The sequence below is a fragment of the Enterobacter sp. DSM 30060 genome (assembly GCF_013375955.1).
Classification (GTDB): Bacteria; Pseudomonadota; Gammaproteobacteria; order Enterobacterales; family Enterobacteriaceae; genus Enterobacter; species Enterobacter intestinihominis.
Genome location: NZ_CP056118.1, coordinates 3,352,559 through 3,366,209, shown reverse-complemented (window position 1 = coordinate 3,366,209; position 13,651 = coordinate 3,352,559). Strand labels below are relative to the sequence as shown.

General features: G+C 52.6%; 11 protein-coding genes. 4 read left to right on the top strand and 7 right to left on the bottom strand.

Annotation, left to right across the window (positions count from 1 at the left end; genetic code table 11):
* Positions 1-90: 90 nt before the first annotated feature.
* From cmk to HWQ15_RS15920, 4 genes are all read right to left on the bottom strand, one after another.
* Positions 91-774 (bottom strand): (d)CMP kinase, encoded by a 684-nt coding sequence (cmk, locus tag HWQ15_RS15935; RefSeq protein WP_015570968.1) that lies wholly within the window; start codon positions 772-774, stop codon positions 91-93.
* Between the two features lie 185 nt (positions 775-959).
* A complete protein-coding gene (gene aroA / locus HWQ15_RS15930) occupies positions 960-2,243 on the bottom strand; it encodes a 3-phosphoshikimate 1-carboxyvinyltransferase (RefSeq protein ID WP_032624533.1) in 1,284 nt (427 codons plus the stop codon).
* Positions 2,244-2,310: 67 nt separating this feature from the next.
* Positions 2,311-3,399 (bottom strand): 3-phosphoserine/phosphohydroxythreonine transaminase, encoded by a 1,089-nt coding sequence (gene serC, locus HWQ15_RS15925; protein ID WP_022647627.1) that lies wholly within the window; start codon positions 3,397-3,399, stop codon positions 2,311-2,313.
* Positions 3,400-3,561: 162 nt separating this feature from the next.
* On the bottom strand, positions 3,562-4,254 hold the full coding sequence (locus tag HWQ15_RS15920) for a DUF421 domain-containing protein (RefSeq protein ID WP_023299721.1): 693 nt from the start codon (positions 4,252-4,254) through the stop codon (positions 3,562-3,564).
* A gap of 127 nt (positions 4,255-4,381) precedes the next feature.
* Between HWQ15_RS15920 and ycaO the strand changes: the two genes are divergently transcribed.
* The 4 genes from ycaO to pflA all read left to right on the top strand — a co-directional run bounded on the left by ycaO (position 4,382) and on the right by pflA (position 10,683).
* The gene (ycaO, locus tag HWQ15_RS15915; protein ID WP_022647625.1) at positions 4,382-6,142 is read left to right on the top strand and encodes a 30S ribosomal protein S12 methylthiotransferase accessory factor YcaO; all 1,761 of its coding nucleotides are present in this window, start codon (positions 4,382-4,384) and stop codon (positions 6,140-6,142) included.
* Positions 6,143-6,547: 405 nt separating this feature from the next.
* Positions 6,548-7,405: a formate transporter FocA gene (gene focA, locus HWQ15_RS15910; RefSeq protein WP_017384832.1), complete on the top strand. Its 858-nt coding sequence runs from the start codon at positions 6,548-6,550 to the stop codon at positions 7,403-7,405.
* 51 nt (positions 7,406-7,456) lie between these two features.
* Positions 7,457-9,739: a formate C-acetyltransferase gene (gene pflB / locus HWQ15_RS15905; protein ID WP_022647624.1), complete on the top strand. Its 2,283-nt coding sequence runs from the start codon at positions 7,457-7,459 to the stop codon at positions 9,737-9,739.
* A gap of 203 nt (positions 9,740-9,942) precedes the next feature.
* On the top strand, positions 9,943-10,683 hold the full coding sequence (gene pflA, locus HWQ15_RS15900) for a pyruvate formate lyase 1-activating protein (protein WP_063149041.1): 741 nt from the start codon (positions 9,943-9,945) through the stop codon (positions 10,681-10,683).
* Between the two features lie 36 nt (positions 10,684-10,719).
* Here pflA and HWQ15_RS15895 read toward each other — a convergent pair whose 3' ends face one another.
* From HWQ15_RS15895 to HWQ15_RS15885, 3 genes are all read right to left on the bottom strand, one after another.
* Positions 10,720-11,241 (bottom strand): anti-virulence regulator CigR family protein, encoded by a 522-nt coding sequence (locus HWQ15_RS15895; RefSeq protein ID WP_032624534.1) that lies wholly within the window; start codon positions 11,239-11,241, stop codon positions 10,720-10,722.
* Positions 11,242-11,364: 123 nt separating this feature from the next.
* A complete protein-coding gene (locus tag HWQ15_RS15890; RefSeq protein WP_022647622.1) occupies positions 11,365-12,513 on the bottom strand; it encodes an MFS transporter in 1,149 nt (382 codons plus the stop codon).
* Positions 12,514-12,787: 274 nt separating this feature from the next.
* Complete coding sequence (locus HWQ15_RS15885; protein WP_023299719.1) at positions 12,788-13,651, bottom strand: dimethyl sulfoxide reductase anchor subunit family protein; 864 nt, start codon at positions 13,649-13,651, stop codon at positions 12,788-12,790.

The window sequence follows — 13,651 nt, the reverse complement described above, 5'->3', positions numbered from 1 at the left end:
TAACGTCCACCTGGCTCCGTGCCGGATGGGGTTGTTTCACATACCCGCCGTCAATCCATTGCAGCGGGGGTACTGCTAAATCGGTCGCGATTACGCGAGTGCCAGTTTTTGGCGCGCATATTGTAGCGCTTTTTCAATCACTTGCTCAATAGTTAAACTGGTTGAATCCAGCACTAATGCGTCTTGCGCGGGAACAAGTGGTGCGACGGCGCGGTTACGATCGCGGTCATCGCGCTCTTTTATCTCGGATAAAAGGCGATCAAAGTTAACACTAAACCCCTTTTCCTGCAACTGAAGCATGCGGCGTTGAGCACGTTCTTCCGAAGAGGCGTCAAGGAAAATTTTCACTGGCGCATCAGGGAATACCACGGTTCCCATGTCGCGGCCGTCGGCGATCAGCCCCGGCGCTTCGCGGAAACCGCGCTGGCGACGTAACAGCGCTTCACGAACGCGTGGGAAAGCCGCCACCTGAGAGGCCGCATTGGCCACTTCCTGCGTACGGATTTCACCGCTGACATCTTCCCCTTCCAGGATCACTTCAAGGTTGCCATCAGTAGAGACAAAGCGCACATCCAGATGTGCAGCCAGCGGTACCAGCGCTTCTTCAGACGCAACATCTACATGATGATGCAGCGCAGCCAGCGCCAGCACGCGATAGATTGCTCCCGAATCTAAAAGATGCCATTGCAATGCTTCCGCCATCGCTTTGCACAGAGTACCTTTCCCTGCGCCACTTGGCCCATCAATGGTGATTACCGGGGCAATTGCCGTCATCTTTTTCTCCTTAATTAAGGCATACCGTTTACATGAACGCCGCGCATTATACGCGCCAACGTGCGCAACTGTTACCTTTGCGTGCAAATTACGGAATGATTGAAGCAGAGTGTAGAAGAAATGAAAGAGGATGACTGTCAGAAAGCGTAAGGAAATGCCGCATCAGGAGATGCGGCATACGATCGTCAGGCCAGGGTGCTAATGCGCGCCAGCTGTTCGAAGTAGTCCGGGAAGGTTTTCGCCGTGCACTTCGGGTCAAGGATGGTGACTGGCGTATCTGACAGCGCCACCAGCGAGAAACACATCGCCATGCGGTGATCGTTGTAGGTGCCAATTTCTGCAAATTGCAGTTTTGCCGGCGGCGTGACGCGAATGTAGTCTTCGCCCTCTTCTACCACCGCCCCCACTTTACGCAGCTCGGTTGCCATTGCGAACAGGCGGTCGGTCTCTTTTACGCGCCAGTTATAGATGTTACGCAGCGTGGTGGTGCCTTTCGCAAACAGCGCAGCGGTGGCGATGGTCATTGCCGCGTCAGGAATATGGTTCATGTCCATGTCGATGGCGTTCAGCTCACCGTGCGTACAGGAGATGAAGTCATCGCCCCAGGTCACAACCGCGCCCATTTTTTCCAGCACGTCGGCAAAACGAATGTCGCCCTGCACGCTGTTGCGACCAATACCCGTCACTTTTACCGTACCGCCTTTAATCGCACCCGCGGCCAGGAAGTAGGACGCGGATGACGCATCCCCTTCAACCAGGTAGTTGCCCGGAGACTGGTACTGCTGTGCCCCGCGCACCACGAAGCGCTGATAAGACTGGTTTTCCACCTCAACGCCGAAGGTTTTCATCAGGTGCAGCGTGATATCAATGTACGGTTTAGAAACCAGATCGCCTTTAATGCTAATCACGGTATCATTTGGAGCCAGCGGTGCGGTCATCAGCAGTGCCGTCAGGAACTGGCTGGAGACGCTACCATCAACCTCAACATTACCGCCAGTGAAACCACCGCGCAGACGCAGTGGCGGGTAATTTTCTTGCTCAAGATAATCAATCTGCGCGCCGCCCTGACGCAGGGCATCGACCAGGTGGCCGATCGGACGCTCTTTCATGCGCGGCTCGCCGGTCAGCACAATATCGTTGCTCCCAAGACACAGCGCAGCGGCCAGAGGACGCATCGCCGTACCGGCGTTACCCAGGAAGAGCTCCAGCGCTTCAGCGGAATGTAATGCGCCGCCGTTACCGGTGACTTCACAACGGGTACGATCGTCTGACAGCGCGTACTGAACGCCCAACGCTTTCAGTGCATTGAGCATATGGCGCACGTCATCGCTGTCCAGCAGGTTGGAAAGGACGGTGGTGCCGTTTGCCAGAGCTGCCAGCAGCAGAGCGCGGTTCGAGACACTTTTTGAACCAGGCAGATTAATGGTGCCATCTACCCGCGCGATAGGTTGTAACGTCAGGGATTCCATGAAACTTAACTCTCAACTCAACATAATAAAAACCCCGCAGGAACGCTGCGGGGGTGAAAACAGCCAATTAACCGTGACGACGTTCGAAGTCGATCATGAAATCAGTCAGGGCTTTAACGCCTTCCAGCGGCATCGCGTTATAGATAGAGGCACGCATACCGCCTACCACACGGTGACCTTTCAGCGCATGCAGACCCGCCGCGAAGGACTCTTCCAGGAACACGTTATCCAGGTTGTTGTCCGCCAGCTGGAACGGCACGTTCATGCGCGAACGGTTAGTTTTGGCGACATCGTTACGGTAGAAATCGCTCTTGTCGATCACGCCGTACAGCAGTTCAGCTTTTTGCTGATTGATCTTGTCCATCTGCGCCACGCCGCCTTTTTGCTTCAGCCATTTGAAGACCAGGCCGGAGAGGTACCAGGCGAACGTTGGTGGAGTGTTGAACATGGAATCGTTGTCGTTCAGGACGGTGTAATCCAGAATTGACGGGCAAGACTTATGGGCTTTCCCCAGCAGGTCTTCACGCACGATAACGATAGTCAGACCCGCAGGACCGATGTTTTTCTGGGCACCCGCGTAGATGACGCCGTAGCGGCTGACGTCCAGCGGCGTGGACAGAATGGTGGAGGAGAAGTCCGCCGTCACAATGACATTTTCGCCAAAGTCTGGCTCTTCGTGAATAGCGATACCGTCGATGGTTTCGTTCGGGCAGTAATGAAGATACGCGGCGTTGTCAGAAAGCTGCCACTCACTCATCGGCTTCACGGCGCGCATACCGTCAACGGTCACTTTGGCATCGATAACGTTCGGCGTGCAATATTTGTGCGCTTCTTTTACCGCACTGGCCGCCCAGTAGCCGGCATCAACGTAATCAGCGGTGGATTTGTCGCCCAGCAGATTGAGCGGAATACCCGCAAACTGACCGCGTCCACCGCCGTGACAGAACAATACTTTGTAGTTCGAGGGAATGTTCAGCAGATCGCGAAAATCCTTTTCTGCCTCTTCCGCCACCTGAATAAACGCTTTACCCCGGTGGCTGACTTCCATCACCGACGTACCCAGACCGTTCCAGTCACACAGCTCCTGTTGAGCCTGTTTGAGCACGTCTGCCGGTAACATTGCCGGACCTGAACTGAAATTAAAGACTTGAGCCATTTCCCCTCACCACGCTAAAAGCCATAAGTTATAACTGTGGATATCGGTTTTATCATTCAGTGACACGCGCCGCAATGTCTAAAACTTATGGCCGAAGAAATGTGCCCCTTGTCACACAAAACAATCTGCCGTACCGTTGTCGCAAAACCGACAATATCGCTGTCAGGTAATGCGTTTAGCCCGGCTAACCTTCGTCCATTCTGGATTTGTACAGCGAGGGCATAATTGATGATCGCCCGCCTGCATGACCACCACATGGCTGCATTTTATGCAAGCATACTGGCCCGCATCAGGGACGGTTTTGTATCGCTCGATAAGCATATCCGGCAGTATGCACAGGCCGGGCTTGACCTCATCGTCAGGATAGTAATAAACGCTGATTTGACCGTTCGTTTCCATAATCGCCAGACGCACCTGCCCCAGCTGTTCAACGCTGCTTATACGTAGCTCCATAAAGAACTCAAACTCCGTCATATTGGCGCTTTGCACATTCTCCCAGGCAAGTTGACCATCTTCGACAATCACCACCGGTTTTCCTTCGAACAGATCTTCCAGTTTTTCACTTTTCGACATCAGCCACATGACCAGCCGGTACAGCAGCGCAAGCGTCACGAAGACGATAAAAACCGGCACCATCGGCACATCGTCATAAAAGGCAACGTCCCCTGCCGCCGAACCCAGCGTCAGGATAATCAGCACTTCAAACAGTGACATCTGCCGCACGCCGCGACGTCCGGTGATTTTCAGGAACAGGAAGACGAGTACAAAGGTGTACAGGCTACGCAACGCCACTTCGCCTAAAAACTCAGGTGGGACTTTATCAAACGCCATCCGCTGGAGATCAAATGCTTTCATTTTTTTATGCCTTAACAGTAGGTTACTGCTTATAAGCATAGCCCAGCCATTTATTTTCGCCGGAGATAGCACCCGTCACGCAAAACCCGTATCATTGCGCGCTTTACGTACGATAAAAGTGAACGCCATGACTCAAACGTTTATCCCCGGCAAAGACGCCGCTCTGGAAGATTCCATCGCTCGCTTCCAGCAGAAACTGACCGACCTGGGCTTTAATATCGAAGAAGCCTCCTGGCTGAATCCGGTGCCTCACGTCTGGTCCGTGCATATTCGCGACAAAGACTGTGCGCTGTGCTTCACCAACGGCAAAGGCGCGACCAAAAAAGCGGCACTGGCCTCTGCGCTGGGTGAGTATTTTGAGCGTCTGTCCACCAACTATTTCTTCGCCGACTTCTGGCTGGGTGAAACGATTGCCAACGGCCCGTTCGTTCACTACCCGAACGAAAAATGGTTCCCGCTACCCGAAGACGACGAACTGCCGGAAGGCATTCTCGATGCCCGCCTGCGCGCGTTCTACGATCCGGAAAACGAACTGACCGCCAGCATGCTGATCGACCTGCAATCCGGCAATGAGGATCGTGGTATCTGCGCCCTGCCGTTCACCCGTCAGTCTGACGAGCAGACCGTTTACATTCCAATGAACATCGTTGGCAATCTGTATGTGTCTAACGGTATGTCTGCCGGTAACACCCGTAACGAAGCGCGTGTACAGGGGTTGTCTGAAGTTTTCGAGCGTCACATCAAAAACCGTATTATTGCTGAATCCATCAGCCTGCCGGAGATCCCGGCTGACGTGCTGGCGCGCTACCCGGGCGTGGTGGAATCCATCGCCAAACTGGAAGCGGAAGGTTTCCCAATCTTTGCTTATGACGGCTCTCTGGGCGGCAAATATCCGGTTATCTGCGTGGTACTGTTTAACCCGGCAAATGGCACCTGCTTCGCCTCTTTCGGCGCGCACCCGGACTTCGGCGTGGCGCTGGAGCGTACCGTGACCGAACTGCTGCAAGGTCGTAGCCTGAAAGATCTCGACGTATTCACCCCGCCAACCTTTGATGATGAAGAAGTCGCCGAGCACACCAACCTCGAAACGCACTTCATCGACTCCAGCGGTTTGATCTCCTGGGATATGTTCAAACAGGACGCAGACTATCCGTTCGTGGACTGGAGCTTTGCCGGTACGACGGAAGAAGAGTTCGCCACCCTGATGGCGATCTTCAACGCGGAAGATCAGGAAGTCTATATTGCCGACTATGAACACCTCGGCGTTTATGCGTGCCGTATTATTGTGCCGGGTATGTCGGACATCTATCCGGCAGAAGATCTGTGGCTGGCGAACAACAGCATGGGTGCGCATCTGCGTGAAACCCTGCTGGCCCTGCCGGGCAGCGAGTGGGATAAAGAAGATTATCTGAACCTGATCGCCCAACTGGACGAAGAAGGACACGATGATTTCACCCGCGTACGCGAACTGCTGGGTCTGGCAACCGGAAAAGATAACGGCTGGTACACGCTGCGCATCGGCGAGCTAAAAGCGATGCTGGCGCTGGCGGGCGGCGATCTGGATCAGGCTTTGGCCTGGACCGAGTGGACGATGGAGTTTAACCAGTCCGTCTTCTCCGCCGAGCGCACTAACTATTACCGTTGCCTGCAAACGCTGCTCTTGCTTTCTCAGGAAGACGACCGCGAGCCATTGCAGTATCTGAACGCCTTCGTCCGCATGTACGGTGCAGATGCCGTTGAGGCTGCCAGCGCGGCGCTGAGCGGTGAAGAACCGTTCTATGGCCTGCAAGCGGTTGACAGCGATCTGAAAGCCTTCCCGGCGCATCAGTCGCTGCTGAATGCGTATGAAAAATTGCAGAAGGCTAAAGCCGCTTACTGGTCAAAATAAGCGCATATAACATTAATGGCTGTAGGCGTATTCAATCGCCTGAGCTATATTACGGGGCAATTTCATTGCCCCTTTTTTTTATTTTTCCGCAATGACGTTTAATTGTAATAATTAAGTTAACCACGGGTAAATATAAAAACGCTTACCTGGGCTTTACTGTTACTAATTCTAATAAATACTCCATTTTAATTAACTGTTCCACGGGAGGCTGAAGGAAAAAATTCAACTCTTTTCATAACTTTTAAAATTTATTTTTATACGGATAATCAAATACTTACTCCGCTTTTGCTGTAAAACCATACACACTGCGGGCCTATAAGCCAGGCGAGATATGATCTATATCAATTTCTCTTCTATAATGCTTTGTTAGTATCTCGTCGCCGACTTAATAAAGAGAGAGTTAGTGTGAAAGCTGACAACCCTTTTGATCTATTACTCCCCGCTGCGATGGCGAAAGTTGCCGAAGAAGCGGGTGTCTACAAAGCAACGAAACATCCGATGACGACGTTCTTTCTGGCCATTACGGCTGGGGTGTTCATCTCCATCGCTTTCGTCTTCTATATCACAGCCACCACCGGCACTGCCGGGATGCCTTTCGGCATAGCGAAACTGATTGGTGGTATTTGCTTCTCACTGGGCCTGATCCTCTGCGTCATCTGCGGCGCCGACCTCTTCACCTCAACGGTGCTGATTGTTGTGGCAAAAGCCAGCGGAAGAATTACCTGGGGTCAACTGGGGCGCAACTGGCTCAACGTCTACGTTGGCAACCTGATTGGCTGTCTGCTCTTTGTTCTGTTGATGTGGCTTTCTGGCGAGTACATGACCGCCAACGGCGGCTGGGGGCTTAACGTCCTGCAAACCGCCGACCACAAAATGCACCATACATTTATCGAAGCCGTTGCTCTCGGCATCCTTGCAAACCTGATGGTCTGCCTGGCGGTCTGGATGAGCTACTCTGGTCGTAGCCTGATGGATAAAGCCATGATTATGGTTCTGCCGGTTGCGATGTTTGTTGCCAGCGGCTTTGAGCACAGTATTGCGAATATGTTCATGATCCCGATGGGGATTGTTATCCGCAACTTTGCAAGCCCGGAGTTCTGGACTGCTGTTGGTTCAACCCCGGAAAGTTTTTCACACCTGACTATTATGAATTTCATTACTGATAACCTGATCCCCGTCACTATCGGGAACATTATCGGTGGGGGTCTGTTAGTTGGGTTGACATACTGGGTCATTTACCTGCGTGGCGGCGATCATCATTAATGGTTGTCTCAGGCAGTAAATAAAAAATCCACTTAAGAAGGTAGGTGTTACATGTCCGAGCTTAATGAAAAGTTAGCCACAGCCTGGGAAGGTTTTACGAAAGGTGACTGGCAGAATGAAGTCAACGTCCGTGACTTCATTCAGAAAAACTATACCCCGTATGAAGGTGACGAATCCTTCCTGGCTGGTGCGACTGATGCAACCACCAAGCTGTGGGACAGCGTAATGGAAGGCGTTAAACTGGAAAACCGCACTCACGCGCCAGTTGATTTTGACACCTCCGTTGCTTCTACCATCACTTCTCACGATGCTGGCTACATCAACAAAGCCCTTGAGAAAATCGTTGGTCTCCAGACTGAAGCACCACTGAAACGCGCAATCATCCCGTTCGGTGGCATTAAAATGGTTGAAGGTTCCTGCAAAGCGTATAACCGCGAGCTGGACCCAATGCTGAAAAAAATCTTCACCGAATACCGTAAAACCCATAACCAGGGTGTATTCGATGTTTACACCAAAGACATTCTGAACTGCCGTAAATCTGGCGTTCTGACCGGTCTGCCAGATGCCTATGGCCGTGGCCGTATCATCGGTGACTACCGTCGCGTTGCGCTGTACGGTATCGACTTCCTGATGAAAGACAAATACGCGCAGTTCGTCTCTCTCCAGTCTGACCTGGAAAACGGCGTAAACCTGGAAGCGACTATCCGTCTGCGTGAAGAGATTGCTGAACAGCACCGTGCGCTGGGTCAGATCAAAGAGATGGCGGCTAAATACGGCTGTGATATCTCTGGTCCTGCAACCAACGCTCAGGAAGCTATCCAGTGGACCTACTTCGGCTACCTGGCCGCGGTTAAGTCTCAGAACGGTGCAGCAATGTCCTTCGGCCGCGTATCCACCTTCCTGGATGCGTATATCGAACGCGATATCAAAGCAGGCAAAATCACCGAACAAGACGCTCAGGAAATGATTGACCACCTGGTCATGAAACTGCGTATGGTTCGCTTCCTGCGTACTCCAGAATATGATGAGCTGTTCTCTGGTGACCCAATCTGGGCAACCGAATCTATCGGCGGTATGGGCGTAGATGGCCGTACTCTGGTAACCAAAAACAGCTTCCGCTTCCTGAACACCCTGTACACCATGGGTCCTTCTCCGGAGCCGAACATCACCGTTCTGTGGTCTGAAAAACTGCCACTGAACTTCAAGAAATTCGCCGCTAAAGTGTCCATCGACACCTCTTCTCTGCAATACGAGAACGATGACCTGATGCGTCCGGACTTCAACAACGACGACTACGCTATCGCGTGCTGCGTAAGCCCAATGGTTGTTGGTAAGCAAATGCAGTTCTTCGGTGCGCGTGCAAACCTGGCGAAAACCATGCTGTACGCAATCAACGGCGGCGTTGACGAAAAACTGAAAATGCAGGTTGGTCCTAAGTCTGAACCGATCAAAGGCGACCTTCTGAACTTCGACGAAGTGATGGAGCGCATGGATCACTTCATGGACTGGCTGGCTAAGCAGTATGTCACTGCGCTGAACGTCATCCACTACATGCACGACAAGTACAGCTACGAAGCCTCTCTGATGGCGCTGCACGACCGTGACGTCGTTCGCACCATGGCGTGTGGTATCGCAGGTCTGTCCGTTGCGGCTGACTCCCTGTCTGCAATCAAATATGCGAAAGTTAAACCAATTCGTGACGAAGATGGTCTGGCTATCGACTTCGAAATCGAAGGCGAATATCCGCAGTTTGGTAACAACGACGCTCGCGTTGATGACATGGCGGTTGACCTGGTAGAACGTTTCATGAAGAAAATTCAGAAACTCACTACCTATCGTAACGCTATCCCGACTCAGTCTGTTCTGACCATCACCTCTAACGTTGTGTATGGTAAGAAAACCGGTAACACCCCAGACGGTCGTCGTGCTGGCGCGCCATTCGGCCCAGGTGCTAACCCAATGCACGGTCGTGACCAGAAAGGTGCGGTTGCCTCTCTGACCTCCGTTGCTAAACTGCCGTTTGCATACGCGAAAGATGGTATCTCTTACACCTTCTCTATCGTGCCAAACGCGCTGGGTAAAGACGACGAAGTGCGTAAAACTAACCTCGCGGGTCTGATGGATGGTTACTTCCACCACGAAGCGTCCATTGAAGGTGGTCAGCACCTGAACGTGAACGTGATGAACCGTGAAATGCTGCTCGACGCGATGGAACATCCTGAGAAATATCCTCAGCTGACCATCCGCGTATCTGGCTACGCAGTACGTTTTAACTCCCTGACGAAAGAACAGCAGCAGGACGTTATCACCCGTACTTTCACTCAGTCCATGTAAGTGGAATTGACTGAAATCACGCGTTAAAAAGCGTACAATAAAGGCTCCACGCAAGTGGGGCCTTTTTAACACCCTCGCTTCATCAGTCTCTTTTGTCCGCTATCTATACTTAATGGATAACAGCCAAAACAGACTCGACATAGCCTTTGAGCTGTGCATCTACATAGGCCCCCGGATGGGCCAAATTCGGAGATATCACCGCAATGTCAATTATTGGTCGCATTCACTCCTTTGAATCCTGTGGCACCGTCGATGGCCCGGGGATCCGCTTTATCACTTTCTTCCAGGGCTGCCTGATGCGCTGCCTGTACTGCCATAACCGTGACACCTGGGACACCCATGGCGGTAAAGAAGTCACCGTTGAAGATCTGATGAAAGAGGTGGTGACCTATCGCCACTTCATGAACGCGTCCGGTGGTGGCGTGACGGCATCCGGCGGTGAAGCTATTCTTCAGGCTGAATTTGTGCGCGACTGGTTCCGCGCCTGCCATAAAGAAGGTATTCATACCTGCCTCGACACCAACGGCTTTGTGCGCCGTTACGATCCGGTTATTGATGAACTGCTTGAAGTGACCGAACTGGTGATGCTCGATCTCAAGCAGATGAACGATGAGATCCACCAGAATCTGGTTGGCGTCTCAAACCACCGTACGCTGGAATTTGCCAAATACATTGCCAACAAAGGCGTCAAGACCTGGATCCGCTACGTGGTAGTACCGGGCTGGTCAGATGATGATGATTCTGCACATCGTCTGGGCGAATTTACCCGGGATATGGGTAACGTGGAGAAAATTGAACTCCTGCCCTATCACGAGCTGGGTAAACACAAATGGGTGGCAATGGGTGAAGAGTACAAGCTCGATGGCGTGAAGCCGCCGAAAAAAGAGACGATGGAGCGCGTCAAAGGTATTCTTGAGCAGTATGGCCACAAGGTCATGTATTAACGAAAAGGCCCGGTGAAAACCGGGCCTTTTTATATTCTATTTAAAGACGCCGTTAATCACGGAAGTCACAATCGCGGTACTCAGCGCAATTAAGACCAGGTCGTCACCCACCACGCGCCATTCATAGCCCGGATAAGAAGGAAGCTGACCCAGCATATCGGCTGGCACGGTTTTCTTCGCAATGCCCGGAGGCAGTGGCTTACCGCGCGCCAGGTTTTTCGCAATACCCGGAGGCAGAGAGTCGTAGCCCGTTAAGCCGTAATTCAGTGCCAGATGGCGGGCATGATCGAAGCTCACGCGGACGTCAACATCATGACCCACATCGTTGCTGTTTTTAAAGCTCTTATCCGATTTCCCTGGATTATCCTGGCCGTTATTGTGCTTATTACCATGGTTACCAGCGTTCCCGTTACCATGATTGCCGCTATTACCTTGTCCGCCACCGTTTCCATGACCACCGCCATTCCCGTTTCCTGGATTAGCCATGGCCGGAGCCGTTGCAAACGTTAAAGCCAACACTACGGCAAGTGCGGTAGTGGAAAAACGACGAGTAGACATGATTGCTGCCTTTTAGTGGTAGAACTCATTTGAATTATCGCCAGGCAGTAAAAACTCACAATAAGTAAAAGTCTTATATGTGACAGGGACAAAAAAGCCTGTCATCGACAGGCTTTTATTTAATCAGGCATGTGCCACTGGCGTTGGGTGCTCGCCCGCTTTGCGCAGCAACATTAACAGATAAATAAACGATACGCTGGCGATCATGATAAACAGCAGATTATCAGAGTAATTTTGCATGAGCATAGCGGTAAAAGTCGGCCCCAGTAAACTGCCGATGGTGTAACTCAGCAACAATGCCTGGTTCATCGCCACCAGCTGGTGATGCTCAACTTTCTCACAGGCCCAGGCCATCGCGACCGGATAGAGCGTAAAACCCGCAGCCCCCAGAATGAACAGCGCAGGCGCCATCGCGGCGTTGCTGAGCATGGCGAGACAGCCCATGATGACCACGAAAACCTGGACGCGCAGCACCAGCAGACGACCAAAGCGGTCCGCCAGGCGGCCAATCGGCCACTGGCCGACAATCCCCGCGCTGACCATCACCGCCATCCAGAAACCGATCCCGGAATCGCTGACGCCCTGATGGTTGAGATAGAGCGGCATCAGGCCATAGAGCGACCCCAGCACAATCCCGGAAATAATACAGCCGTTAATCCCCAGGCGCGCCTGACGCAGTCTCAGCATCGGCCAAACGTGCGTGGCCTCCTGATGCTCACTGCTCTGGTTCACGATACGGGTAAAGAGCAGCGGCAGAATTGCGGCCAGCACCATCCCTGTTACCCATGGCAGAACGCTCATCAGGTCGGTTGGGAATTTGCTGACCATCAGTTGTCCCAGAACGGTACCGACGTAGTAAACCATCATATAAGCCGCCAGCAGACGCCCGCGATTACGGGACGTGCCGCTGCACATCAGCGCACTTTCAACCACCACCCAGATCATGGCGCAGCCAACGCCCGCAATAAAGCGCCAGACCATCCAGCTCCAGAAGCCGACCATCAGTCCTAAACCGGCGCATCCGACGGCAAAGATCAGTGACGCCAGATAATAACTGCGGTTAAAACCAAAGCGCTTAATAAGGCTGCCCGTTAATAAGGTGCCCAGCAGATTGCCCGTAAAAAAGGACGAGCTAACCATACCCACCTGCCAGGTTGGTAAGTTTTCATGGGCGAGCCATAGCGGGACGAGTGTGTTCAACACCGCGATCGCCAGGGTCAGCAAAAGCAGGCCACAGAGCAACAAAAGCACCGGGCGGGTATAGGTGGTCATGGATTAAAAACCGTGAGGAAGTTCAGATTTCGTGCGCATCATGCCACTGGCAAAAACAAAGTCAATCCACCGATTCAGGCGTCACGCACGATATGCGCCTTGTCGATTTAAAAAACTCATCCTGCTAATGCAAAGCCTGCTACCAATATTAATTATCTATTTGTTTTTATTTATTTCCGGGAATTTTTACAACGAAACATCAGTCGAAAAATTTCATGAATGAAAAAAGAAAAGCCGGGCACTATGTCCCGGCTTTTTATAACAAAATCTAAAATTAGCTGGCGACAGCCATACCGACCGTCATATGCAGACCGTAAAATACGCCGCGACCAATTAACTCCCCTGCCAGCACCAGCACAAAGGCCAGTGACAGCAACGGTAGCGCAGGCGCGTAACCTTTAAGCTGAGGGGCAATCCAGCACACCAGCGCCGCCGTCAGCAGCACCACACGCCAGGCCATCAGAGAACCGTAATCCGGTACCAGCGCCGAAGCCTGTTGGATAGAGCTGTGAATCGTCGCCAGCTCCGCTCCCTGCATAAGCGCTACAACGGTACTGATGACCAGTGCCAGCAGCGAGACCGCGGGCAGCAGGCGCATCGCCCAACCATTAATGCCAGCTACACGCAGAAGCAGATAACCCAGCAGCGGCCCGCCAATAAACATGGTCAGGAAGAAGCTCATCGGCGTCCAGACGCTGTACCAGGTCGGAACGGTATCGATGGTGTTGTACACCCGGACCATCATCCAGACGAAGACAACGCCCAGTACCATGGTGACGATGAGCCACAACGCACGTAACCCTGACGGCAGCTTTTTCAGCGCTGCCAGTAACCACCCCAGCCCGCCAACTGCAAAGAAGATTGCGCCGCTGGCAATCTCGTTACTCAGCGAAGAGGCACCTACGCGGTTTAGGGAGTTAAACGCGCGCATCGGTGAGCCCAGGTGCAGCGTAGATGCGATAAACCCAATCCCCATCAACACCCACAGGCCAAACATGCTCAACACTAAACGCTGCTGCTGTTCAGCATTGAGGTTCCCTTTTAACAGCGCCAGCGCAAGGACGATAAACCCGCCTGCCACGCACTGCCCAAAGACCGTGAAGATCATAAGCGGCCATTCATGCCATCCACTTCCCAT

Bases quoted from the DNA above. Each gene is read 5' to 3' on its own strand.
- cmk (WP_015570968.1), bottom strand. From the start codon at position 774: ATGACGGCAATTGCCCCGGTAATCACCATTGATGGGCCAAGTGGCGCA.
- aroA (WP_032624533.1), bottom strand. From the start codon at position 2,243: ATGGAATCCCTGACGTTACAACCTATCGCGCGGGTAGATGGCACCATT.
- serC (WP_022647627.1), bottom strand. From the start codon at position 3,399: ATGGCTCAAGTCTTTAATTTCAGTTCAGGTCCGGCAATGTTACCGGCA.
- HWQ15_RS15920 (WP_023299721.1), bottom strand. From the start codon at position 4,254: ATGAAAGCATTTGATCTCCAGCGGATGGCGTTTGATAAAGTCCCACCT.
- ycaO (WP_022647625.1), top strand. From the start codon at position 4,382: ATGACTCAAACGTTTATCCCCGGCAAAGACGCCGCTCTGGAAGATTCC.
- pflB (WP_022647624.1), top strand. From the start codon at position 7,457: ATGTCCGAGCTTAATGAAAAGTTAGCCACAGCCTGGGAAGGTTTTACG.
- pflA (WP_063149041.1), top strand. From the start codon at position 9,943: ATGTCAATTATTGGTCGCATTCACTCCTTTGAATCCTGTGGCACCGTC.
- HWQ15_RS15895 (WP_032624534.1), bottom strand. From the start codon at position 11,241: ATGTCTACTCGTCGTTTTTCCACTACCGCACTTGCCGTAGTGTTGGCT.
- HWQ15_RS15890 (WP_022647622.1), bottom strand. From the start codon at position 12,513: ATGACCACCTATACCCGCCCGGTGCTTTTGTTGCTCTGTGGCCTGCTT.
- HWQ15_RS15885 (WP_023299719.1), bottom strand. From the start codon at position 13,651: ATGGGAAGTGGATGGCATGAATGGCCGCTTATGATCTTCACGGTCTTT.